This is a genomic window from Peptoniphilus asaccharolyticus DSM 20463, from assembly GCF_900176115.1.
GTDB lineage: Bacteria > Bacillota > Clostridia > Tissierellales > Peptoniphilaceae > Peptoniphilus > Peptoniphilus asaccharolyticus.
Window position 1 is genome coordinate 702861 of the sequence record NZ_FWWR01000009.1, and the last position, 25258, is coordinate 728118.

At 31.7% G+C, this 25258-nt stretch carries 28 protein-coding genes and 1 pseudogene; 2 read left to right on the forward strand and 27 right to left on the reverse strand.

Going from position 1 to position 25258, the window contains the following annotated elements:
- Positions 1–28: 28 nt before the first annotated feature.
- The 20 genes and pseudogenes from B8869_RS12425 to B8869_RS04215 form a co-directional block, all read right to left on the reverse strand.
- Positions 29–1015, reverse strand: a pseudogene (locus B8869_RS12425) (IS30 family transposase).
- Positions 1016–1189: 174 nt separating this feature from the next.
- Positions 1190–1609, reverse strand: coding sequence for a 3-hydroxyacyl-ACP dehydratase FabZ (gene fabZ, locus B8869_RS04125; RefSeq protein WP_084230450.1), 420 nt, complete (start codon positions 1607–1609; stop codon positions 1190–1192).
- Between the two features lie 2 nt (positions 1610–1611).
- Complete coding sequence (fabF, locus tag B8869_RS04130) at positions 1612–2835, reverse strand: beta-ketoacyl-ACP synthase II (RefSeq protein WP_084230451.1); 1224 nt, start codon at positions 2833–2835, stop codon at positions 1612–1614.
- Positions 2832–3563 carry a 3-oxoacyl-[acyl-carrier-protein] reductase gene (fabG, locus tag B8869_RS04135; RefSeq protein ID WP_084230452.1) on the reverse strand — a complete coding sequence of 244 codons (732 nt, stop codon included), beginning with the start codon at positions 3561–3563 and terminating at the stop codon, positions 2832–2834. The genes fabF and fabG overlap by 4 nt, the downstream gene beginning before the upstream one ends.
- 2 nt (positions 3564–3565) lie before the next feature.
- On the reverse strand, positions 3566–4471 hold the full coding sequence (locus B8869_RS04140) for an ACP S-malonyltransferase (RefSeq protein WP_084230453.1): 906 nt from the start codon (positions 4469–4471) through the stop codon (positions 3566–3568).
- Entirely contained in the window at positions 4464–5501 is a 1038-nt protein-coding gene (locus B8869_RS04145; RefSeq protein ID WP_084230454.1) for an NAD(P)H-dependent flavin oxidoreductase, read from the reverse strand. The genes B8869_RS04140 and B8869_RS04145 overlap by 8 nt, the downstream gene beginning before the upstream one ends.
- Positions 5486–6412: an NAD(P)H-dependent flavin oxidoreductase gene (locus tag B8869_RS04150; protein ID WP_084230455.1), complete on the reverse strand. Its 927-nt coding sequence runs from the start codon at positions 6410–6412 to the stop codon at positions 5486–5488. Before B8869_RS04150 ends, B8869_RS04145 begins: the two co-directional genes overlap by 16 nt.
- Before the next feature lies 1 nt (position 6413).
- The gene (locus B8869_RS04155; protein WP_084230456.1) at positions 6414–7307 is read right to left on the reverse strand and encodes a beta-ketoacyl-ACP synthase 3; all 894 of its coding nucleotides are present in this window, start codon (positions 7305–7307) and stop codon (positions 6414–6416) included.
- Position 7308: 1 nt separating this feature from the next.
- Complete coding sequence (gene accA, locus B8869_RS04160; protein ID WP_084230457.1) at positions 7309–8076, reverse strand: carboxyltransferase subunit alpha; 768 nt, start codon at positions 8074–8076, stop codon at positions 7309–7311.
- Positions 8063–8944: an acetyl-CoA carboxylase carboxyltransferase subunit beta gene (locus tag B8869_RS04165; RefSeq protein ID WP_084230458.1), complete on the reverse strand. Its 882-nt coding sequence runs from the start codon at positions 8942–8944 to the stop codon at positions 8063–8065. The genes accA and B8869_RS04165 overlap by 14 nt, the downstream gene beginning before the upstream one ends.
- Entirely contained in the window at positions 8945–10324 is a 1380-nt protein-coding gene (locus B8869_RS04170) for an acetyl-CoA carboxylase biotin carboxylase subunit (RefSeq protein ID WP_084230459.1), read from the reverse strand.
- Positions 10325–10771 (reverse strand): acetyl-CoA carboxylase biotin carboxyl carrier protein, encoded by a 447-nt coding sequence (locus B8869_RS04175; protein WP_084230460.1) that lies wholly within the window; start codon positions 10769–10771, stop codon positions 10325–10327.
- Complete coding sequence (gene acpP / locus B8869_RS04180) at positions 10771–10998, reverse strand: acyl carrier protein (RefSeq protein WP_084230461.1); 228 nt, start codon at positions 10996–10998, stop codon at positions 10771–10773. Before acpP ends, B8869_RS04175 begins: the two co-directional genes overlap by 1 nt.
- 62 nt (positions 10999–11060) lie before the next feature.
- Positions 11061–12047, reverse strand: coding sequence for an IS30 family transposase (locus tag B8869_RS04185; protein WP_084229742.1), 987 nt, complete (start codon positions 12045–12047; stop codon positions 11061–11063).
- A 197-nt stretch (positions 12048–12244) separates the two neighbouring features.
- Positions 12245–12613 (reverse strand): fluoride efflux transporter CrcB, encoded by a 369-nt coding sequence (crcB, locus tag B8869_RS04190; protein ID WP_084230462.1) that lies wholly within the window; start codon positions 12611–12613, stop codon positions 12245–12247.
- Positions 12606–13052, reverse strand: coding sequence for a 2-thiouracil desulfurase family protein (locus B8869_RS04195; protein ID WP_084230463.1), 447 nt, complete (start codon positions 13050–13052; stop codon positions 12606–12608). Before B8869_RS04195 ends, crcB begins: the two co-directional genes overlap by 8 nt.
- Positions 13053–13151: 99 nt before the next feature.
- Complete coding sequence (locus B8869_RS04200) at positions 13152–13829, reverse strand: hypothetical protein (RefSeq protein ID WP_084230464.1); 678 nt, start codon at positions 13827–13829, stop codon at positions 13152–13154.
- Between the two features lie 215 nt (positions 13830–14044).
- A complete protein-coding gene (locus B8869_RS04205; protein ID WP_084230465.1) occupies positions 14045–14605 on the reverse strand; it encodes a GNAT family N-acetyltransferase in 561 nt (186 codons plus the stop codon).
- Between the two features lie 15 nt (positions 14606–14620).
- Entirely contained in the window at positions 14621–15334 is a 714-nt protein-coding gene (locus tag B8869_RS12010) for a hypothetical protein (RefSeq protein ID WP_234989740.1), read from the reverse strand.
- A 115-nt stretch (positions 15335–15449) separates the two neighbouring features.
- Complete coding sequence (locus B8869_RS04215) at positions 15450–15776, reverse strand: hypothetical protein (RefSeq protein ID WP_144017936.1); 327 nt, start codon at positions 15774–15776, stop codon at positions 15450–15452.
- 275 nt (positions 15777–16051) lie between these two features.
- Here B8869_RS04215 and B8869_RS04220 point away from each other — a divergent pair, with 275 nt between their 5' ends.
- The gene (locus B8869_RS04220) at positions 16052–16954 is read left to right on the forward strand and encodes a radical SAM protein (protein ID WP_084230467.1); all 903 of its coding nucleotides are present in this window, start codon (positions 16052–16054) and stop codon (positions 16952–16954) included.
- Between the two features lie 9 nt (positions 16955–16963).
- Positions 16964–18208, forward strand: coding sequence for a coproporphyrinogen-III oxidase family protein (locus tag B8869_RS04225; RefSeq protein ID WP_084230468.1), 1245 nt, complete (start codon positions 16964–16966; stop codon positions 18206–18208).
- Between the two features lie 33 nt (positions 18209–18241).
- Here the strand turns inward: B8869_RS04225 and B8869_RS04230 are convergent, their stop codons facing one another.
- From B8869_RS04230 to serC, 7 genes are all read right to left on the reverse strand, one after another.
- Entirely contained in the window at positions 18242–18538 is a 297-nt protein-coding gene (locus B8869_RS04230; RefSeq protein WP_234989741.1) for a hypothetical protein, read from the reverse strand.
- Between the two features lie 172 nt (positions 18539–18710).
- On the reverse strand, positions 18711–19331 hold the full coding sequence (locus B8869_RS04235) for a YoaK family protein (protein WP_084230469.1): 621 nt from the start codon (positions 19329–19331) through the stop codon (positions 18711–18713).
- A gap of 203 nt (positions 19332–19534) precedes the next feature.
- Complete coding sequence (locus tag B8869_RS04240; RefSeq protein ID WP_084230470.1) at positions 19535–20962, reverse strand: leucyl aminopeptidase; 1428 nt, start codon at positions 20960–20962, stop codon at positions 19535–19537.
- 89 nt (positions 20963–21051) lie between these two features.
- The gene (locus tag B8869_RS04245; RefSeq protein WP_084230471.1) at positions 21052–21543 is read right to left on the reverse strand and encodes a D-glycero-alpha-D-manno-heptose-1,7-bisphosphate 7-phosphatase; all 492 of its coding nucleotides are present in this window, start codon (positions 21541–21543) and stop codon (positions 21052–21054) included.
- Positions 21544–21642: 99 nt separating this feature from the next.
- Positions 21643–22875, reverse strand: a complete 1233-nt coding sequence (locus tag B8869_RS04250) for a DUF1015 domain-containing protein (protein WP_084230472.1) — start codon at positions 22873–22875, stop codon at positions 21643–21645.
- 9 nt (positions 22876–22884) lie between these two features.
- On the reverse strand, positions 22885–24051 hold the full coding sequence (locus B8869_RS04255) for a phosphoglycerate dehydrogenase (protein ID WP_084230473.1): 1167 nt from the start codon (positions 24049–24051) through the stop codon (positions 22885–22887).
- A 12-nt stretch (positions 24052–24063) separates the two neighbouring features.
- Entirely contained in the window at positions 24064–25149 is a 1086-nt protein-coding gene (gene serC, locus B8869_RS04260; RefSeq protein ID WP_084230474.1) for a 3-phosphoserine/phosphohydroxythreonine transaminase, read from the reverse strand.
- Positions 25150–25258: the final 109 nt, after the last annotated feature.

The following is a 25258-nucleotide window of genomic DNA, read 5'->3' on the forward strand; positions in this document are numbered from 1 at the left end:
AGACGAATTGTCAAATCAAATGCAACACCTATGGTAAGAGACCAAAAAGTTCTTCTTTAGGTGTTTTATATTTTATACATTTTCTAGGTCTATTATTCATTAAACTTAAGTTATAATTTAATTCATCAATATTCACTTCTGATAAATCCATACCCTTAGGATAAAACTCCCTCAAAAGTCCGTTACTATTTTCATTTGTACCTTTTTGCCATGCACAATAGGGATCACAAAAATAAGTTTTGCATCCTAATTCTTTTTCTATTTTCTCAAATTCTGAAAATTCTTTACCTCTATCAAAGGTTATTGTTTTTACTAATTCTTTTGGATAATCTTTTAATGCATTTATTATTGCTGGTGTTACGCTTTCCGACTTTCTATTTTCAACTAGGATTGCTATATAATATCTAGATTTTCTTTCTGCTAAAGTTACGAAACAACATCTACTTTTCCTTTTATGATCTAATCTGCCTGATTCCACTGTATCTGCTTCCCAGTGGCCTAATTCTTGCCTTCTGTATATCTCTTTAGGTCTTTTCTTAATTGTTCTACCTTTATCATTGAATTTTCCTCTTTTTTCTGCTGGCCTTTTAAATTTAGCTTTTCTTCTCAAATTTTTCATACTAGTTTTTGGTCAGCTTTTTGGTCGTGTATCATTCTATATATCGTTGATGTAGATGGTAATTCATGAATCTCATTTGTGTTTCTATTTGATATTTGTTCAGGGGACCAATGTTCGTTAATCTTTACAGTTAAATAATCAATAACATCTTTAGAAAATTTACTTTTTCTATGGCAGTCTTTTCTTCTATCAATATATTTATCATTTGCCTTTATCGGAAAGTACTTAGTGTAACTTCCCCTACTAACTTTTATCTTAGATGAATTTCTTTTAATTTCTCTAGATATTGTACTAGGTGACCTTTTAAGTGCTTGTGCAATTTTCCTTATACTCATTCCTAAATTTAAAATTGGTAATACAAGATCTTTCTTCTATGGTAAGATGGTTATAGCTCATAGTTAATCACTCCTTTTAATATGTTTTGTTTGGTCACTTACATATTAACACAGCTGATTAGCTATGAGTTTATTTATGTTGCACTTGTTATGATAAATTATCTATATAAATTCAACTTAAACTTATCATAAACTTCTGAAAACTTCTCATTTAACATAATATCCCCCTAATATTTTAGGCAATTGCAAAGGATATTTCACAACTCATAACTTTCTCTTCTCCGACAATTATGTAGCCTTCGCCAAAGCCTATATTTCCTCTTTTACTTATTATTTCACAATGAATTTCAAGTACATCTCCTGGAACAATTTGTCTATAGAACCTAGCCTTTTTTATTCCTCCAAGAAATACATTCTTTCCCTTTTCATTTAATAAAAGCGCCACTGCTCCAACTTGAGCAACTGTTTCAACTTGTAATACGCCCGGCATTACTGAATAGTTCGGAAAATGTCCTTGAAAATATGGTTCATTTCCACTCACGCACTTAATCCCTATAGCACTTTTACCCTCTTCTAATTCAATTATTCTATCTACCATTAGAAATGGATACCTATGTGGTAGAATATTTTTTATTTCTTCGAAATTCAACTTCATAATCAATACCTCTTCACTATCAAAGTGGCATTGTGTCCGCCAAATCCCAAAGAATTTTTTAATATATAGTTAGCTTTATATTCTTTAACATCAGTTACAAAATTCAAGTCACAATCTTCATCCAAGTTCTTATAGTTCACCAATGGAGGAAGAATATTTTCATTCATAGAAAATATACTGATAGATGTTTCAACGGCTCCTGATGCTCCAAGCAAATGCCCTATTTGAGATTTTGTAGATGATACTAAAACATCAGTATCGGCTCCAAAAACTTTTTTGATCGCCGCAGTTTCGTATTTATCATTTAGCTCTGTGGAAGTTCCGTGGGCATTTATATAGTCAACTTCTGATTCTTTTATTCCAGCTTCTTTTATTGCAGCTGCCATAGCCTTAGCAGCATACTCTCCATTCGGAGATGGTGATGTAATATGGTATGCATCACAGTTTGTGCTATATCCTACTATTTCAGCTAAAATATTGGCATTTCTACTCTTGGCATGTTCCAATTCTTCTAGAACCAATATTGCAGCTCCCTCTCCCATTACAAATCCACTTCTGTCTTTGTCAAAAGGAATTGATGCTCTTGTAGGGTCTTCTGAAGTACAAAGTGCCTTCATAGATGTAAATCCACCTATGCCAAGTTCTGTTATACTTGCCTCACTTCCGCCAGCAAAAATAATATCCTCGTAGCCATGTTTTATATCTCTAAACGCCTCTCCTATTGCATTAGTAGAACTAGCACATGCTGTCACATGACATTGGCATGATCCATGAGCATGTATATCCATGGCGATATTTGATGCTGTTAGATTAGAGATTGCCATTGGAATAAAGTATGGACTAACCTTGTCAAATCCTCTCTTCATTCCTCTTTCATGTTCTTTTTCAATTGTTCCAAGTCCACCGATTCCAGAAGCTACATAGACCCCAACATTCATCTTTTCAACTTCTTCAATCGTCAAGTTAGAATCTTTTAAAGCTCTTCTTGCTGCCACTATTCCCAATTGATTGACTCTGTCTAATCTCTTTTGTTCTCTTTTGTCAAAATGTTCATCCACGTTAAAATCTTTTAATTCTGAGGCAAGTTTAACTTCTCGCTCTATTGTATCATAATGTGTTATCTTATCTATACTACATATTTTATTTTTAATATTTTCTACTACTGAGTCTCTATCATTTCCTATAGGGCAGACTATCCCTATTCCAGTAACCACTACTCTTCTCATATTCCCATTCCTCCGTCAACATTTATAACTTGACCTGTTATATAACTTGCACTCTCTGAAGCTAAAAAGCTTACAACTTTTGCAATCTCTTCAGGCTGTCCTATTCTTCTAAGAGGTATTTCAGTTAATATTTTTTCTTTAGTTGAATCCCCAAGTTTGTCTGTCATCTTAGTTTCAATAAATCCCGGAGCTATTGCATTTACTAAAATATTTTTTGAAGCCAACTCTTTAGCTGTGGCTTTTGTTAGTCCTATCATAGCTGCTTTTGCAGATGAATAATTAGCTTGCCCCGCATTTCCGTGCACTCCACTAATTGATGTTATATTAATTATTCTTCCATACTTATTTTTTATCATCGATTTACAGAATAACTTAGTCAAATAAAAAGCACTGTTCAAATTAGTTTCCACTACTTTTATAAAATCTTCGTCCGTCATTCTAAGTATTAAGTTGTCCTTAGTTATTCCTGCATTATTTACCAATACATCTAAATGTCCAGCTATTTCCAGACATTCTTTTGCAATTTTTTCACACACTTCAAATTTTGATAAGTCTCCTACAACTGTATAGACATCTTCTCCAAGTTCATACTTTAAATTTTCCAACTTTTCCAAATTTGAGTTTCCATGTATTATTAATGAATATCCTTGAGCTTTTAAATCTCTTGCTATAGCACTTCCTATGCCACCTGTCGCTCCAGTAACTAATGCAATTTTTTTATCTTCCATCTCTACCTCTCAATATAATTTATTATTTCCTTATCATTTTTAAGTGTTTCTACAGTCACATCTTTAAATTCTTTTTTTATTATTGATGAAATAACATTTCCAGGGCCTATTTCAATAAACTTATCTACTCCATCATCCACCATGTTCTTCAAAGTCTTAAACAATAGAACCGGAGACACTATCTGCTTGCATAGCAGTTCAACCATTTTTTCTCCAGCATACTTTTCTCCTGTCAAATTAGGATAATAATCTAATTTTGGTTCTTTGAAATCAACTTTTTGCAGCGACTTAACATAATTTAAATTTGCACTCTCCATAAATGGCGTATGAAATGCTCCGCTCACCTTTAAATGAATGGCTTTTATTCCATCAGCTTTTAAAATATCCCTTAATTTTTCTATGCTTTCTTTTTCACCAGATATTACAATTTGTTTTGAACTATTTATATTGGCTATAAATACTTTTCCTTTTAATGTATCCTTTTCTACAATCTCTCTCAAATATTCTTCGCTTGCATTCAAAACTGCTACCATAGCACTTTCTATAGAGTCTGAAGCTTTTTGCATCTCCATTCCCCTACTCTTTACAAGCTCTATAGCATCCTTATTATCAATTACACCACTTGCAACAAGCGCTGAATATTCTCCCAAGCTCAATCCACAAGTCGCATCTATTTTAATTTCTTTTTCTAAAAGTTTAATTGTGCTCAATTGGAACGCAACCATTATGGGTTGAAGATTTTCTGTCTTTGAAATTTCTTCAATCTCTCCATGAAATGAAATTTCTTTTAAATTTTCTCCTAAGACTCCATAAATATCAGATACGACAGGATATTTTTCAAATAATTCTAATCCCATACCCGAATATTGAGAGCCTTGCCCACCAAAAACTAATGCTGTTTTACTCATCTCTTCCTCCCAAAATATTTTTTATATACTCTTTAACAGATAATATTTCAGTTATATTTTTCACATCTGTTCCACAAAAAAATAATCCGTTTTTCAAGTCGCCTTTCACCGCTCGTATAAGAGCTTCATTTATGCAATAAGGTGTAGTTGAAGGAACGCAAGTTGAGATACAATTTAAACAACGCTTTGCCGGACATCTATTTTTAGATGTAAAATCTACAAAATCAGTTTTCAACGCTCGTGCAGGTAATCCAACTGGACTTTGTATAACTTCAACTATCCTTTCCTTAGTTGATAGCAAAGTTTGTTTAGCTATATCTTCTAGCGAAGATTCTTTTGTAAATAAAAATCCCGTTCCTATTTGAACTCCATCAGCACCTTTTTTAAGTGCTTCTAAAATTCTGTTCTTAGTCCCAAATCCACCTCCAATGAACACTGGAATATGAATTTTTTCAAATTGTTTTTTTACATCTATAATCCTTTTTAGTTCTTCAAAGATGTCAATATTCAACTCTTCTCTTTTAAATCCCAAGTGTCCTCCAGCTTCAGGTCCTTCAAAAACTATAAAATCCGGTCTCCGATCATACTTTTTCAACCACTTTTTACAAATTAAATTCAGAGCTCTTGCAGAGGATACTATCGGTGCAATTATTTTTTTACTATCTATGTATTCAGGCAATTCTAAAGGAAGACCCGCTCCCACTACAACACCATCAACATCTGTATCATTTATAAATTTTAAATAGTTTTCAAAATTGTTTACAACGTGCATTATATTAACCATTATTATGCCATTGCCTTTTGAAATTTTTTTTGCCTTTTCAACTTCATTTATAAAACTTCTCTTGTTGGCATCAATAGAATTCTCTAAGAAGTCACTTTCTCTATAACCACAGTTCACAAAAGATATTGTTCCCATTCCGCCTTCGGCTGCAACTGCACCCGCAAGTTCTCCCATTGAAATTCCTATTCCCATTCCACCTTGAACTATTGGAATGTTCATAAATTTTTCTTTTATTTTAATAGACATCTCTTAGCCTCTTCATATTCACCCATAAGGTTCTCAACTAAATCTTTAACCGGCATCAATTTATCAAACTGACCAACAGTATATCCCGTCATTAAAGAACCATTTTTAATATCACCTTCCACTACTGCCTTTCTGAGTCTGCCTACAGTGAAAATTTCTAAAACCTCTATATTAGATTCATTCTTTTCAAGATTTTTATACTCTCTGGTCATATTGTTCTTCAATAGTCTCATTGGCAAGCCATTTATATTCCCTACAGTTGTAACTTTCGATGCATTGGCTTTTAACAGCGATTTTTTATACTCATCATGTATTGGGCATTCTTCCGTAAATAAAAATGCCGTCCCTATTTGAACTCCAACAGCACCTAAAATTTCCGCAGCTAACATCTGACTTCCAGAACCAATTCCACCCGCTGCTATTATTGGAATATCAACCTCATTTTTCACTTGAGGCACTAAGACCATGGATGTCATTTCTCCTATATGCCCTCCTGCTTCCATTCCTTCAGCTATTATTCCTTGAAGTGGAAACTTAGATAGTCTCTTAGCTTGAACTGGAGATGAGATAACCGGCAAAACATTTATCTTCTCTCTCTCAAAAATTTCCATATACTTACTTGGACTACCTGCTCCAACTGTCACTACCTTGACCCCAGATTCAACTATCACCTCAACCATCTCTTCTATGTCAGGCCTTAACATCATCAAATTGACTGCAAATGTCTTATCTGTATTAGACTTACATATTTCAATTTCTCTTTTTAATATCTCTGGTGTCATTCCACCTGACCCTATAGTCCCCATTGCTCCGGCATTTGATACATACGCTGCAAATGCTCCGGTTGCAACATGTGCCATTCCACCTTGTAAAATAGGATATTTTATATCTAATAAATTGTTAATATTCAAATTACCACTCCATCAACACCGAACAAATACTAAGTCCCGCTCCAAAAGCAGAAAAAATAACTTTGTCTCCGTCTTTTAAAAATTCTTTTTTCTCAGCCAGTAATATAGGCACAGAAGCCGCAGATGTATTTCCATGCTTATCTACATTAACCATAAATTTATCTATGTCTAAATCTAATTTACTTGAAATTTGATCCAAAATTCTTATGTTTGCTTGATGAGCAAAGACATGGTCGATATCTTCTTTTTCTATGCCACTTTCTTCAAAAAGCTTTTCTATTGACTTTGGAACCTTGTCTACCGCAAATCTATATACATCTTTTCCCTGCATACTTACAAATTCACCTTTTCTCATAGAAAGAGCTTTTTCATCTCCGTAAGTCTTTTCATCTGTAACCCATAATTTATTATTTTTCTCAACAACAACTCCAGCACATCCATCTCCAAACAATACAGACGTTGTTCTATCAGAGAAATCTAATACGCTTGAAATTTTTTCAGCAGCAATTAATATTGCACACTCTCCATCTCTTAAAAATCTTTCCGCCAAAATCATTGCACCGACAAATCCTGTGCAGGCCATATTTATATCAGCTGAGAGGCAATTCTCATTTAAATTTAGCTTTTCATTTATTAATCCAGCAACTGATGGCAATATTCTCTCCGATGTAAAAGACGCTACCAATACAAGTCTTATTTTTTCTCTATCAAAATTCAGTTTATTAGCCAACTCTACAGCCATATCAGAAACAGATTCTTTAGCAAAATATCTTGAACTTATTCCAGTTCTACTCTTTATCCACTCATCAGAAGTGTCTAAAATTTTTGTGAAATATTCATTTTCAATTTTGTTTTCCAAGTCTATTTTCTTTATGTCTAAAAATTTTAATCCCATCCTATCTCCCTATCTTTCGAAACTTTTCATAACGTTCTTCTTGCAAACTTTCAGCCGTCATAAAATTAGTCCTACTTAATTCTTCAGCTATAAGCTTTTTTATCTGCATATAATCAGGCAAGTTGTTTCTCTCTCTCACTATCTCATCCACTATTCCAAATTCGTATAAATCCTTAGACGTTATCTTCATAACCTCTGCAGCTTTATCAGCTAAATTAGAATTTTTCCATAATATAGATGCGAACCCTTCAGGTGAAAGTATGGAATAAATTGCATTTTCAAACATATATATTTTGTTAGCTACAGAAAGTGCCAAAGCACCACCAGAGCCTCCTTCTCCTATAACAAATGCTATTACAGGCACAGTTAATGAAGACATCAGCTTCAAACTACTTGCTATTGCTTCAAATTGTCCACGCTCTTCTGCATCTATCCCTGGATATGCTCCAGGAGTGTCTACAAATGTTATAATAGGCCTTCTAAACTTTTCAGCTTGTCTCATTAGCCTCATGCTCTTTCTATAACCTTCCGGCATTGGCATTCCAAAATTTCTTTTTAAACTATCTTCTATTCCATTTCCTTTTTCTATTCCTATAAATGTTATTGGAGTGTTTTCAAAACTACCAATTCCCCCAATAATAGAATGAGAATCGCCAAAATTGCGATCCCCTTTTAAATAAATTATATCTTCAAAAATATTTTCAATTATTTCCTTAGTTCTAACTCTCTTTTCCGATCTCGCATTCTTTACAATTTCATATACACTCATATCTTGCCCCCGTCTTTTGATGTAACTTTAAAATTTTATACAGCTCTTCTCTTTGCTTATTTCTTGAACAAATAAAATCTATAAAACCACACTCTTCAAGCTTTTCTGCTCTTTGAAATCCTTCAGGCAATTTTTGCCTTACAGTTTGCTCTATTACTCTCGGCCCAGCAAAACCTATTAAAGCCTTCGGCTCGCCAATTATAATATCCCCTAATCCTGCAAAACTCGCACTCACTCCTCCCATAGTCGGATGAGTTAGTATACTTATATAAAGTAGTCCGTGTTTTGAAAACTCATTTATTACAGCTGCTGTCTTCGCCATCTGCATTAACGAAAATATTCCCTCTTGCATTCTCGCTCCTCCACTTGAAGAAAAAATTATAACAGGCAATTTTTCTTCAATCGCATACTCAAACATGGAAGTTATCTCTTCACCCACATAAGTTCCCAAACTTCCCATCAAATAGTCTTGTTCCAAAACAGCAACTACAGTTTCAATATCTCCAATCTTGCCCTTTGCAATAGAAATTGCTTCTTCCAAACCCGTTTTTTTCTTCTGTTCATCTCGCAACTCATTGTAATCTAGAAAAGAAATAGGATCTAAAATTTTAGAATTAAAATTTAAATTAGTATAATCATCCTCAAAAAGATAGTTAAACCTTTCTATCCCACGAATTTTCATATGCTCGCCACAATTTGGACATACATACAAATTCTCTTTTAACTTTTCTATTTCAACTGCTTTCTTACACTTTTTACAAGCCTTAAACAGGTCAGGTATATCTTTACTTATTTTATTCTTTGAATGAGGAATTCTAACTTTACGCACAATATCCAGTAGATTTTTTCTCTTACTCAAACTTCCCATCTACTCACCTTTTTCCACATGCCTCATCGCTTCAAGAAGAGTCTCTTCCTTTCTCTTCAAAAAGCCAGTATCTATTTTGCCTCTAATAAAATCTTTGTCGTGTAGTATTGCATATTGAAATCCCAAATTAGTTTTTATTCCATCAATAATGGTCTCTTCTATCGCTCGTCTTAACTTCTTTATAGCACCCAATCTGGTTTTATCTTTTACTATAAGCTTTGCAATCATAGGGTCATAGTAAGGCAAGATTTTAGCCCCCTTGTAAAGAGAAGATTCAAATCTAGTGTCCATACCTCCGGGCGGTAAATAAAAAGTAACTTCTCCGCACTGAGGTTGAAAATCCAATAAAGGATTTTGTGCATTTACTCTCACCTCTATTGAATGCCCTTCTTTTCTCACATCTTCTTGTGTTATAGAAAGCGGCAATCCTGATGCTATTTTTAATTGCTCTTTGACAATATTTATTCCAGTAACCATCTCGGTAACAGAATGTTCAACTTGAAGCCTGGTATTCATTTCCATAAAATAAAAATTACCACTCTCTTCAACTATAAACTCAACCGTTCCCGCGCCTTCATACTTACATGCCTTAGCACATTTAACTGCAGCATTTCTTATCTCGCTCAATAAATCTTCACTTAGAAAATTACATGGGCTCTCTTCCAAAATTTTTTGGTTATTCCTCTGTAAACTACATTCTCTTTCAAATAAATGTATTACATTCCCATAAGCATCAGCCAAAATTTGCACTTCTATGTGTCTAGGATTTTCAATAAATTTCTCAATATATATGCTGTCGTTTGAAAAAGATGACATAGCTTCTTTTCTAGTCATCTCCCAAGCAAAAACTAAATCTTCATCTTTTGAAACTTTTCTCATTCCCTTTCCACCTCCGCCAGCAGAAGCTTTTAAGAGAATTGGAAATCCTATTTCAGAAGCTATATCAATTAATTCTTCTTTATTTTCTATTTTTCTATTAAATCCTGGTACAGTTGGCACGCTATTCTCTATCATAAGATTTTTAGAGGAAATTTTATCTCCCATAAGTTTCATTACTTTGGAACTAGGGCCGACCAACTTTAAACCACACTTTTCTACTTTATCCGCAAAATCCCCATTTTCAGATAAAAATCCATATCCAGGATGAATTGAATCACAGCCCGTTTCCAATGCCGCCATCAAAATATTTGATTGATTTAAATATGAACTTTGGCTCTTTGCTTCTCCAATGCATATTGCTTCGTCAGCCAGGTAGACAGCAGGCTGTTCTCTATCCACATTCGAATAGACAACAACAGTCTTTATACCTAACTCCCTACAATTTCTTAAAATATTTAATGCGACTTCACCACGATTTGCAATCAACAATTTTTTTATCATCTATATTTTCTCCAAGATAAAAAGCACTTGTTCAAACTCCACAAGCTCTTCATTCTTGCAACAAACTTCTTTAATAATCCCATCAAAAGGAGATTTGATTTCATTCATCATCTTCATCGATTCAAGAATACAAATCACATCACCTTTTTTGATATTATCTCCCTCAGTCGCAAATGGTTTTGACTCAGGATCCTTAGCAGAATAAAATACACCAACCAATGGAGCTTTAATTTCCTCTAAAGAAATATTTTCAACTTTTGATTCTTTAATTTCATTTTTAGCTGTAATTGTTTCGATTTCTGTTTCAAACTCTTCAGCATTAAAAATTTTAGAACCTTCTTTTTTTAGCTTTAAAGAATAATTCTCCACATTGATTTCAAAAAAATTAGTTTTTGAATTATCAAACTCTTTTAATAAACTCTTTGTAAACTCTAAGTACTTTTCCATTAGTTTTTATCGTTAATATATTTAAAAACGTCTCCAACAGTTATGAATTTTGCAAAATCTTCATCTGGAATTTCTGCATTGTATTTTTCTTCAATTGCCATTGAAAGTTCAACTGCATCTAAAGAATCTAAACCTAAATCCTCTTGTAAGTTAGCACTTTCAGTAATCTCATCCATATCATTTCCAAAATTTTCACAAATTAAATTTTTTAATTCTTCAAAAGTCATTTTAACCCTCCGATTTATTTCAATTTTTTTATGTAGACGAATTGTCAAATCAAATGCAACACCTATGGTAAGAGACCAAAAAGTTCTTCTTTAGGTGTTTTATATTTTATACATTTTCTAGGTCTATTATTCATTAAACTTAAGTTATAATTTAATTCATCAATATTCACTTCTGATAAATCCATACCCTTAGGATAAAACTCCCTCAAAAGTCCGTTACTATTTTCATTTGTACCTTTTTGCCATGCACAATAGGGATCACAAAAATAAGTTTTGCATCCTAATTCTTTTTCTATTTTCTCAAATTCTGAAAATTCTTTACCTCTATCAAAGGTTATTGTTTTTACTAATTCTTTTGGATAATCTTTTAATGCATTTATTATTGCTGGTGTTACGCTTTCCGACTTTCTATTTTCAACTAGGATTGCTATATAATATCTAGATTTTCTTTCTGCTAAAGTTACGAAACAACATCTACTTTTCCTTTTATGATCTAATCTGCCTGATTCCACTGTATCTGCTTCCCAGTGGCCTAATTCTTGCCTTCTGTATATCTCTTTAGGTCTTTTCTTAATTGTTCTACCTTTATCATTGAATTTTCCTCTTTTTTCTGCTGGCCTTTTAAATTTAGCTTTTCTTCTCAAATTTTTCATACTAGTTTTTGGCAGCTTTTTGGCGTGTATCATTCTATATATCGTTGATGTAGATGGTAATTCATGAATCTCATTTGTGTTTCTATTTGATATTTGTTCAGGGGACCAATGTTCGTTAATCTTTACAGTTAAATAATCAATAACATCTTTAGAAAATTTACTTTTTCTATGGCAGTCTTTTCTTCTATCAATATATTTATCATTTGCCTTTATCGGAAAGTACTTAGTGTAACTTCCCCTACTAACTTTTATCTTAGATGAATTTCTTTTAATTTCTCTAGATATTGTACTAGGTGACCTTTTAAGTGCTTGTGCAATTTTCCTTATACTCATTCCTAAATTTAAAAATTGGTAAATACAAGATCTTTCTTCTATGGTAAGATGGTTATAGCTCATAGTTAATCACTCCTTTTAATATGTTTTGTTTGGTCACTTACATATTAACACAGCTGATTAGCTATGAGTTTATTTATGTTGCACTTGTTATGATAAATTATCTGTAAATAATTCTATTACAATTTTACCATTATGTCAAACTTTTTAAGTAATTTTATTAAAAAAAAGTAGAAGACCTTTGTCTTCTACTCAAAATACTATCTAATTATTAAATACTGACTCAAAGCAATTGCCAGTATACTAAAAACTACACTGATTAAAATATAGCTAAGTACCACTATAAATTCACCTTTATTAAATAAATCAAAACTTTCAAATGCAAAAGACGAAAAAGTTGTGAACCCACCACAAATTCCTACTTTTAAAAATAGTGCAAGTTCTTCGCTAACTTCTTTATCTTTTAATGCTATAGCTACCACAGTTCCTATTATAAATGAACCAACTATATTTATTATTAAAGTCTTTAAAGGAAAATTAATTTTACTCCCTATTGGTAGCAAGCCGATTAAATATCTTAAAATACTTCCTATAAATCCTCCTAATCCAACTATCAGACACTTAATCATCTTTTCCTCCTAATCTTAAACGAGAAAAGTCTTCTACATCTATTACATTAAAACCATTTTCCTCTAATAGCCTAGCAAAAATTCCTTTGCCTTCTATTAGCTTGCCAGAAAAAGTTCCATCATATATTTCTTTAGCACCACAACTTGGACTTCTTGATTGTAATACAACTAAATCTACTCTATTTTCATAAGCTTTTTCTAAAGCTCTTAATGCACCATTTCTAAATTCAAAATCAACACTCTGACCTTCTCTATTTATAACCTCTCCACTCACTATTTCAGCAGGTACTCTTGGAGTTGAAATCCCACCCATAACCTCAGGACATACCTTTATAACTTCATGAGTCTTTAAAAAATTTTTTAATTCTTGATTTAAATTATTTCCACCGTTATACTTGCAATTTTCTCCCAAAAGACAAGCACTCACCATTATTTTCATTATAAACCTCTTCACTAATTATTTAATTAAAATTTTATCACATTCTTAATTAGAATAACCCCTCAAATAATATATTTAAACAATAAAAAAGATGTCTCACTAACGAGACATCTTTGAATTTGCTTTCTTTAAACGTAAAGCTGTGTATGTTAAGTATATGATTGTATAAATTGCTATATCAAGAATTTTTTCATTAAACTTAGCAGCATATAGTACCATTATATGAACATAGATTAAATAAAAGAATGGGTATGCCAATTTTTGAACATTCTTCCAAGTTATAGCTGACATCTTTGAACGCACACATTTAAAAGATGTAATCATCAATATTAACATCAATACCACTAATATTGCAGAAATTATTGCTGCAACTAATTGATTTGTAGTTTGGAATTGAGATCTATCCATTAAAAGCCATACAAAGTATCTCTTACCAAAAATTACATTATGCGTTAATGCAAATATACATCCTATAATTGAAAGTTCAGCTCTTATCTCCATAAGCTTTCTTGTAAGTGGAGTGTGCTTTCTAACACATCCTAAAAACATAACTACCATAAATATGGTTGTTGCAAAAACGCCTCTTACAAAAGTTTCTAAGAAGTATCTTCCAAACCATTCTGGAAGCATCTTAGCTGTTTCTGTATAAACTAAGTAAATTACTGCTATCGAAAATATTAAAGAAATCAAGTAGCTAGCTACAGGATATTTCTTTATAAAATCTTTGGCACCAAAAATAATTGCCAATGTTAAAATCATTCCTATTATAAGTGTCATATATATCTCCTTGTTTTCAAAGTCCATTAATATTATCGATAATTTTAATTATTGTTTTGTGAACACTTTTAAGATTATAAACTAATAGATAATAATTATCAACTTGTTTTTTAATTGTTTATATAATTCATTTTAATGTAGTATTTTTGCGGAAGTTTTGCTAAAAATAAAAAGTAACTAAAAATTAATTAGTTATTTTAAATCTAATATTAACTTTATTTGTTCGTAAAATAATCTTCAGCTAATATTGCATACATACTTGCATCCACTATTCCTCTATTACTCCAGTCAGCATTTCTAAGTGTGCCCTCATAAAAAAGTCCACACTTCTCCATAACCTTTCCGGAACCTATATTTAAAGGATCATGCTGAGATTCTATCCTCAATGCTCCAACTTCTTCAAATAAAAAAGAAATAACTTTTGTAAATGCCTCACTAGTAATTCCCTTATTCCACCACTTCTCACTTATACAATATCCTATATGGAAATTACTTATTTTTTCATCTATCTTTACTACAGAGATAGAGCCTATCACCTCTTCTATGTCTTTTAAAACAATTGCCCATTGGTAAAAACTTAAGTCATTATAATTTTCTATCCACTCGTCTAAAATCAAATTAGTAACTTCAATATTTTCATGCGGTTTCCATCTCAAAAACTTAGTTACATTTGAATCATTAGCCCAATTTTTGAAAAATGCTTCTGCATCTTCTTTCATAAATTTTCTTAAAATAAGTCTCTCTGTTTCTAAATTTGCAGTTCCTTTGTGTTCCATCTCTTCCTCCAGTATCTATTGCATAATTTTTCTACCTATCTTCATCTCTTTTCTCCATTCTGGAATATTAGAATCATCTCCCCAATACTCTTCCAGACAAATAATTTTATTATTTTTTAATGTTATAAAAGATACTACATGGTAAGACTCATCAGAATTTTTTAAAACTACTTTTACAGCTGTAATTATCAAATTATGTTTCTTTTCAACTTTCTCTATTTTACCTTCCCAGTCTCCCGGATACTCACAATTCGCTCTTATATATTCATCCACAGTAAATTCTTCGTTGGTGTTATACCAATATATTTTCGCCTCTGAATCAAAATATTTTTTCATAGCATCTTTGTTTTGTTCAAGTGTATCTTTCCAATAGTTAGATATATCAAATTTTCCACCAGTAAAAAAATATGTAGTGACTTGCGTTATTATTACAATAGACCCAATTATCAACACCAGTTGCATCGCACTAAATGGTTTGAAAAAATAGTTCCACTCAGGTCCTAAAAATTTTCCAACTCTTTCTATAGATATAATTGTAGAGCCTATACTACTTAAGATTATCGGAAATAAAATACTGTATCTCCTTATAAAATGAACTGTAAGGCATATTACAACTAAACCTAACATATAACCAATTAAAGAACCGTAGTGTGCATCAATATACAGTCCCACAAATGCATAAGGAAATAAAAATAAAATTGAAATTAAAATTAAATCTTTTCTTTTCATATTTCACCTCTTTTAATAATTTGCTTCTGTTAAATTAAAATTATTATATCTACAAAAAATAATAATGACAATTTAAAACATAAAAAGAATACCTTTTACAGTCTTCTTAAAAATTTTATTTAACTTTTCCTGTTGGCACATTCTTATAATTACTAGTTGCTATTTTATCTAGACAACTTTCAATTTGAAGATTCTTTCTAAAGAATTCATCACTTTTCAAAAAGAAATCATATCTTTCATTATTAGATTTCGCCACTTCAGAACCTGATGATGTGGTGTGATCAAAAGTCACAGGATCATTCCATGTCAAATCGATATTATAGTAATTATCTTCAATCTTAACTTTATTCCAAGAATGACCTTGTCCAACTAACGCTCCACTTGTACCTCTGCTAACGTTATAAAAGGTATACTTAAAACATATAAAAACGTTACCATACATAAAACTATTTTCTTCATACAATCCTCCTAATTATTATTTATATTTACTTATATCATAACACTTTCATCTTTATTAATGTAGCGATAAATATTGATTTTTACGTATTTATTCAGGTTATATATTAATAATCTTACATTTATATTTTTAAGCTTTATTGTTGACTTAATTAGTGTTGCCATTTATTAATTAGTTATCCATCTAAATTATTTATATTATTTTTTATGGTATAATCTTGATAAATTACGAGAATTTACTCAATTTATTTGGAGGTAATTTTGAAGCTTTCGTCTTTTTTATATTTTGCAAACTTTGGATTAAAAACAATAATTTTTAAGAAAAGAAAACCTATTCTTGGTACTGTGATAATTACGGATAAATGTAATTTGAGCTGTAAACACTGTTCAGTAAATAATATCACATCTGTAATTCATCCCTATTCACAAATAAAAAATGAAATGCAAACACTCTACAATATGGGAGTGAGGATTTTATTTTTTTGTGGTGGTGAAACTTTTCTTTGGAAAGACTCTGGTAAAAACTTAAGAGATTTAGTAATAGAAGCTAAGGAAATGGGATTTCTAATAGTAAATGTTGTAACCAATGGAACTTACCCCATTAATTTACCTGAAGCTGATTTAATTCTCTTGAGTTTAGATGGAGATAGAGAAATTCACAATATTATTAGAGGCGATACTTACGATTTAATTTTGGAAAATATAAAACAATCCCCTTTTAATAATATTTGCCTATATATGGCCATCAATAAGATAAACAAAGATACAGTCAGCCACGTTTGCAATGTAGCTAATGAGAATGAAAATATTCGCGCTGTATCTTTTAATTTCCATACACCTTATCCAGATACAGAGTATTTAAAATTATTAAAAGATGAAAAATCTAAAATTGCACAAGTTATTTCAGACGAGATTGATAGCGGAAAGCCTATATTTAATTTAAAGGCAGCTCTTCCTTACTTAGTAGAAAATAGCTTTCCAACTCCTTGTCATCAATGTTTAGTTATTGAAAACGGAAAAATTTCTACATGTGGAAGATGTATTGACGTTCTAGGTCTTTGCGACAATTGCGGTTATTTTTTCGTAGCTGAATACACTTTATTGTTTAGTGGAAATATAAAAATTATATTTGAAATGTTAAAAACTTATTTAAAATTTATTTAAGGAGATAATATGCTTACAACTCTTGGGAAAATATGGCTAACTCGCTCCACAAAACCATTTAAATTTACAAATGAATACGATTCATTTTTACCTTATTTGGACTTAGATAGCTTAGGACTATACATTCACATTCCTTTTTGTAAAAAATTATGTAATTTTTGTCCTTATTGTAAGACAGTATATAACAAAGAAAAGTGTGATAAATATATTGATTATTTAATAAGAGAAATTGAATTAGTTGGCAAACAGTATCCTACTAAAAAAGATGTAACTACACTTTACTTTGGAGGTGGAAGCCCTGCTCTTGCGCTTGACAGATTATCTGATATTATAAATGCTATTTCTAAATATTTTTCTATAAGAGATGGTATAGGAATTGAACTACATCCAAGTGATGTGAATGTGGACTGTTTGCAGGGATTAAAAAGCATTGGGATTACCAAAATAAGCATAGGAATACAATCTTTCCAAAATAAATTTCAAAATATCCTAGACAGACAAATTGTTGATATAAGTTCTATTTCAACTGTTCTATCAAAAGTAAATTTTGAAACTGTTTCAATGGATTTTATATTTGCTCTTCCTGGTCAAAATTATTCGGACTTAAAAAATGATATAGATTTGGCATTTGAGATAGGAGCAAACCATGTAGCTCTCTATCCATTTATTGACTTTGACTTCACCAAGAGCTCTGTTAAGTCTATGAGTAAAAGAGAAAAAAGAAATTTGTATTATTCAATAGATAGCTACCTTACAGAGAAAGGATATTCTAAAAACTCTATCTGGACTTTTTCAAAAGATAACTCCAGCTATTCTTCTATGACTAGAGAAAATTATATTGGCTTTGGATGTTCTGCAACAACACTACTAAAAGAACAATTTAAAATTAATACTTTCTCTATTAATGAATATATAAATAGAATAGAAAATAATCTATTGCCAACTTCTCTCACAACTAGATTCACATTAAGACAGAGAATGCTCTACTATTTATTTTGGACAGCTTACTCTACAAAATTTTCAGAAAAAGACTTTGAAAAATTTTTCAGCTGTTCTTTAAAAAAATATTTTGGATTTGAACTTAAGCTATCTAAAATATTGGGTTTTATAAAAGAAGATAGTGGAAACTATACTTTAACTCCTAAAGGTGCATTTTATTTTCATCACTATGAAAATTTTTACACTCTCTCCTATATTGATAAGATGTGGGGAATTATGCGAGAAGAAGCTTTTCCAGAGAAAATTGAACTTTAAAAGGAGCAGTATAATTTACTGCCCCCTTATTATTTAAAATACTAAAACTTCGTACCCATCTTCAATATATTTCGAAACTCCAGCATGCCCGTTCATATCTTGTATCAATTCTAGTCCGTCATTTTTATTATCTTCTAGCACTTCTAAAGGTTCCGAACAAGCATAACATGCTCCAACTATAGTGCCATTTTCTTTTAAAGCTAAGTATAGTGGATTTTTTTCTGCTTCAAGTTCTTTTGGCAAAGCTACTGATTGCCCTTCCAATACAATCTTTACTTCATTTCCATTTTCTTTTAACTGTTTGGCATTCATAAGAGCATGTAAAAACACATCTTTTGCCTTCCATTGTATAAATTAAAATCTTTTTCATAAATATTCCTTTATCAACCTAATTTCCAATTTAAAACTTGTTTCTCTATTTACTACTTTAAATCTGTTATATCCTAAAAAATAAAGCCAACACTTTTAAAGTGTTAGCTTATCAAATCAGTTATTATAGATTTCATTTAGTGTTTATTAAATGAATTTGGTTATATTTTCTCAGATAGAAGTAATATAGACCACATAGTAAGTACAAAATTCCTATTACACTCAGCGGATAGTCAAATACCTCTAAAACAACATATCCAACAATCCCACCAATTATAAAAAATAAAATAGATAATATATAAAATTTAACTTTCCAAAACTCTGTTCTTTCGCCTCTTATGTACGAACCTAAAGCAAATCCTGCATCAGTTAAATATCCGGTTACATGACTTGTTCTAATAAGTGTGCCTTTGTATTTTATAAACATACCGTTTTGCATACCTATCAATAGCGAAAGTAAAAATAATCTACATGAATCAAGATCTAAAAATTCAGTTACCATTAAAGCGAATCCACCAACTATAAGAGAAAACCCATATCTCTTTTTGGGGGTTCTTATCTTGTCATAATATAAAATACCTGATAGAGCTGAACCCACAAAAAAACTACCTAGTAAAACAAATAGTCTATATGGGATATCAACATTTTCGTATAAACTTATAGCTATTTCACTAGAGTTTCCAGTGTGATGTGTTATTGGAGTTCCCAACTCTTTTATTGCGTATACATTAATCGCACCTGTAAGTATAGTCATCCAATATATCCATGTTATAAATCTATAGTTAGCAATCTCATGTGCTTTTGCTGATTGTAGCTTTTTTTCATAAATCTCCTCTATTGTTTATATTAGTTAACTCTATATATTAAATTTAATTTATTTAAGCGTATTTCACAAGACAAAATACAAACTAAAATAAAAAAAGAGCAGATAATTTCTGCTCCTTAGTAAATTTTTATTTAGCACTCCTTCATAGGATTTAATAATTGGTAAAGAGTCTTTACATGCACTCCTGTTGCTCTCTCTGGAAGATACCCGTTCGCCTTTGAAAGGTATGCTGTTCCAGCTATATCCATGTGAATCCATGGAGTATCTCCATCTACAAAACACTCTACAAATTGTCCCGCTGTTATAGAACCACCGTAGCGTCCTCCTGTATTCTTTAAATCAGCAACTTTTGATTCAAATAATTTTTTATAAGCTGGGTCATTAGGTAGTTCCCAAATTTTTTCTCCAGCATTTTTCGCACTTACTTTTACTTCTTCTAAGAATTCTTTGTTATTTGTAAGAACTCCTGTATATTCTTCTCCTAAAGCTACCAATACAGCTCCAGTAAGTGTTGCTAAATCTATAACTCTATCCACTTTTAGTTCACTTGTTGCGAAGTAAACTGCATCTGCAAGTGTAAGTCTACCTTCAGCATCTGTATTTTCAACTTCAATTGTCTTTCCTGCCATAGAAGAAATTACATCACCAGTCTTATATGCATGGCCTGATATTAAGTTTTCACAAGCTGCAACTACCCCAACCACATTAACTTTAGCCTTTGATCTTGCTATTGCCATCATAGTCCCTATAACAGTAGCAGCCCCACCCATGTCTGAGTGCATACTTACCATACTTGGAGCCGGTTTTATAGAATATCCACCACTATCGTAAGTGATACCCTTTCCTACAAGTCCTGTTCTAAACTTAGATCTTGGGTCTCCAGTGTATTCCATAATTATAAACCTTGGGTCATTATCTGAACCCATTGCAACTGACATGAATGCATCCATGCCCATATCTTCTATCTCTTCTTTTCCAAATACAGTTACTTTCACTCCCAATGGAGATAGATTAGTCTTAACTGAAGTTGCTAAAAAGTCAGGTGTCATTACATTTGCAGTTTCATTACATAATTCACGTGCAAAGAAAACTCCATTCATTTGGTTTTCGATGTATTTTAATCCTTCTTCCAACTTTCCTTCAGGTCTTATAAAAGGTGTGTAGTTAACTTCTAATTCAAACTCTTCTTCTTTTGAAGATTTTTTTGTAAAGTTGTAGCTTGCTTGACAAAGCCCTTCATAAACCGCCATCATAGTTTTTCTATGGCATATTCCAAAATCTTCCATTTCAAAAGAAACTACATTTTCTTTGTTTTTCTTTAAGCTTTTATATAGGTTAAAAGTTGCCAACTTGATACTTTCTTCATCTAATTTGCTTTTCTCACCAAGTCCAACTAAAAAAGAACTATCTGATTCTAAATTTGGAAAATAAACTACTTCCCCTACTTTACTTTCAAATCCGTGTTCATTCGCCCATTTTACTAAAGGTAAATCTTTTGATACATCAGAAAAAGAAAATATAACTTTTGCTCCGTCTTTTTTGTCTAAATTAAATTTCATATCTATTTCCTTTCTTATTACTTTTACTCTTAATCTTATTATATCCTAATTAATTAAAGTTAAACAACAATGCTAAACTTAATTACCCATCAAAGTTTAAACTTTAATTCAGATAAGTTTGATACACTGTCCTCTCCAAAATTTATTCCATAAAACTTCAAATTACAACTTTTAGCGAACTCTAAATCTGATTTAGAATCGCCACAATAAAACGACTTTTCCAAATTTATATCTGGATATTTTCTCAAAGCTTGCTCTAACATCCCCGTCTTAGGTTTGCAACAATCACAATTTTCACTTTTAGAATGCGGGCAGAAAAATATGTCCAATATCTCCACTCCATTATCATTCAATTTCTTCAATAATTTGCTCGTAAAATCTTCATATTGCTTTAAACTTATTATCTCATCACCTATTAAATATTGATTGGTTATAATAATTATTTTATATCCCATATAAATTAAGGCTCTCATCCCTTCAATTGCCCTATCTAAAATAATAGGCTCTTTGATATTTTTCCATTCTTCATCAGGATAATCTAAGTTTATAGTACCATCTCTGTCTAAAAAAGCTATTTTCATTTCTCACCTGCAAATTCCTATAAATGTTAAGTTAAATATATCATATAAACTTAATTTAGGTATAAAAATAACGTAAGAACTCGTCTTACGTTACTTAATTTATTTTAATTCATGTATGAACAATCCAGAACGTGGTTTTGGTTCAAACCAAGTTGACTTCGGTGGCATTACTTCTCCTAAATCTGCAACTGTCATCAATTCTTCCAAAGATGTAGGATAAAGAGCAAATGCTACTTTCATATCTTCATGCACTCTTCTCTCCAACTCTTTTAGACCTCTTACACCGCCGATAAAATCAATTCTATCATCAGTTCTTGGGTCTTTAATGCCAAGTATTTTTTCTAAAATATTGTTTTGAAGAATAGATACATCTAAGTTTTCTATGACACTTGTGTTTGCTTTTTGATTTTTTAAATTTAGTCTGTACCAATTATTTTCTAAATACATTCCAAATTCACTTTTTTGATTTGGAGCAAATTCGCCATCTACAAATTCTACATCAAAGTCTTTTTCTATTTCAGCTATAAATTCTTCTGCTGACAAACCATTTAAGTCTTTTACTACTCTGTTGTAGTCATATATTTTAACTTGACTCTTAGGATATAGAATTGACATAAAGAAGTTAAATTCTTCTTCTCCGTTATAGTTAGGAGTTTCTCTTCTTCTCATCTCTGCAACTCTTGCCGCAGAAGCTACTCTATGATGTCCATCAGCAATATATAAATTCTCTATATTCTTAAACTCTGTCTCTAACTTTTGAATAGTCTCCTCTTCGTCGATAGTCCAGACTCTGTGAATTACATTATCTGCTGATTTGAAATTTATCTCAGGTTCAGTATTTTGTATAGCTTCTAAGATTGAATTTATCTCTTCGCTATCTTCATAAGTTAAAAATATCGGTCCTGTGTTGGCATCTAAGACATCTATGTGTTTAATTCTGTCTTCCTCTTTACTTTGCCTTGTCTTTTCGTGTTTTTTTATAGTGCCGTCTAAGTATTCATCTATAGCTGTGCAACACACGAGCCCAAGTTGGCTTCTTCCTTCAAAAGTTAGTTCATATAGATATAAATTTGACTTAATATCTTTTACTAAGCTATTTTCTTTCATCTCATCAAAATTTTCTTTAGCTCTTTTATAAACCTCTTGAGATTTTTCATCAGTCCCAACAGGTAATGTTGCTATAGGGCTATCAACTTTTAAAAAGCTATAAGGCTCTTTTTCTATTTCCACTCTAGCTTCTTCTGTGTTGTAAACATCGTATGGAAGTGCCGCCACTCTACTTGCCAATTCATTTATAGGACGAATAGCACTAAATCTTTTAATTTGTACCATAATTCCCTCCTACTTCATAAAACGAACTCTTACTACGCCATCTATGCCATTTAGTTTTTCTTTCAAACCTTCGTTCACTTCACTATCAATGTCAATCATAGTGTATGCCCAATCGCCTTTGTGACGGTTTAAAAGATTTGCTATATTAATTCCCTCTTCGGCAAGTATGGCTGTTATTTGACCAATCATATTTGGAATATTTCTGTGGTTTACAGTAATTCTATTGACTGAATTACAAACTCCCATATCACAATCTGGGAAGTTTACTGAATTTTTAATATTTCCAAATGATAAATATTCCATCATTTCATTCACAACCATTACGGCTGAATTCTCTTCACTTTCAGGAGTTGATGCCCCTAAATGAGGAATATTTATAGTGTTTGGTAGTTCAAGGCTTTCTTTATCCGGAAAATCCACTATATATTTAGCAACTTTTCCACTTTCCAAAGCTTCTCTTAGTGCCTCTATATCCACTAATCCGCCTCTCGCTATATTTATAATTCTAATGCCATCTTTTGCTATATTTATAAGTTCTCTGTTTATGAAATTTTCAGTGTCTTTTGTCTTAGGTATATGAATAGTAACATAGTCACAATTTTTAAAAATATCTCTAACTTCTGTCACATAATTTACTTTTGAATTTAGGTGTAGTGCATTCTTTAAAGAAATAAATGGATCGTGGCCATATACTTGCATCCCCATATTAATTCCTGTTTCAGCAACCAACTGCCCTGTGGCTCCAAGACCTATGACGCCAAGTTTTTTACCATATAGTTCAGGCCCTACAAATTCTTTTTTGCCAGTCTCAACTAATTTATCGATTCCATCTTGACCTTTTAAAGTCTTAGTCCATTCTATTCCTTCAACCACTTTTCTTGATGCTAAAAGTAGCGCCATAAGTGTAAGCTCTTTTACTGCATTTGCATTCCCACCTGGAGCATTGCATACAACAATTCCCTTTTCAGAGCATTTTTCAATCGGAATATTGTTTACTCCAGCACCTGCTCTTCCAACATATAGTGTCTTAGGTGAAAAATCATAATCATGCATCTCTGCACTTCTAACTAAAATTCCAACCGGTTCGTTCTCTTCTTCTATCAAGAAATTATCTGCCAACAAATTTAAAGCTTTCTTAGAAATATTATTTATTATTTTTATTGTGTAGTTTTTCATATTTTACCTCCATTAACGGTTTGCTATTTCGAATTCCTTCATGAATTCAACCAATCTCTCTACGCCTTCTTTTGGCATAGCATTGTAGATACTTGCTCGCATACCACCAATGGAACGGTGCCCTTTTAAATTTTCAAAACCTTTTGCTTTCGCTTCTTTTACAAATTGTGCGTCTAAGTCTTTATTGCCTGTAACAAATACAACATTCATAAGAGAACGGTCCTTTGGCTCTATAGGATTTTGGAAAAGTTTGCTATTGTCTATAAAATCATAGATTAACTTAGCTTTTTCTTTGTTTCTCTTTTCCATTTCCTTTACTCCGCCATTTTCCTTAACCCATTGAGCTACAAGTCCTGAAATATATATGTTGTAGCATGGCGGTGTATTATACATTGAATCTTTTTCTAAATGAGTTTGATAATTTAACATAGTAGGAGTTATAGCTTGCGCATTTCCAGCTAAATTCTTTTTCATAGCCACAAGAGTTACTCCGCTCGGCCCAATATTTTTTTGAGCCCCTGCAAATATTAAATCAAATTTTTTCATGTCATATTCTTCTGATAAGATGTTAGATGACATATCCGCAACTATAGGCACATTGATTTTCTCTATAGTTTCAGGACGTATTCTCGTTCCATATATTGTGTTGTTAGTACAAACATAAAGGAATTTTACATCTTTTCTTATCTCATCTTCTACTATCTCTTGAATATAACTGAAATTCTTATCGCTTGAAGAAGCCAACACCTTCACATCTGCATATCTCTTTGCCTCTTCATAAGCTTTTTTAGCCCATGAACCAGTTACCAAATAGTCTGCTTTTTCATTTTCTGCGAGTAGATTTAACGGAATCATTGCAAATTGAGTATGTCCTCCACCTTGTAAAAATAAAATTTCATACTCATCGTCCAATCCCATAAGTTCTTTGAATGTGTTCTTAGCTTCCTCTTGTATTTGTTCATAGGAGGATGATCTATGACTCATTTCCATAACTGACATTCCACTACCATTGCAATTTAACATTTCTTTTGCTGCTTTTTCTAGAACTTCTACAGGTAACATAGAAGGTCCAGCTGAAAAATTTAATACCCTATTCATAGTTTATCCTCCTTAAAAAATAATTATTTACTGCAATAAACTTATTCTCGTTTAAATGCTTAGTAGAGATTTTACTATGCTATAGAATATAGTGCAACAAGATTTTTTA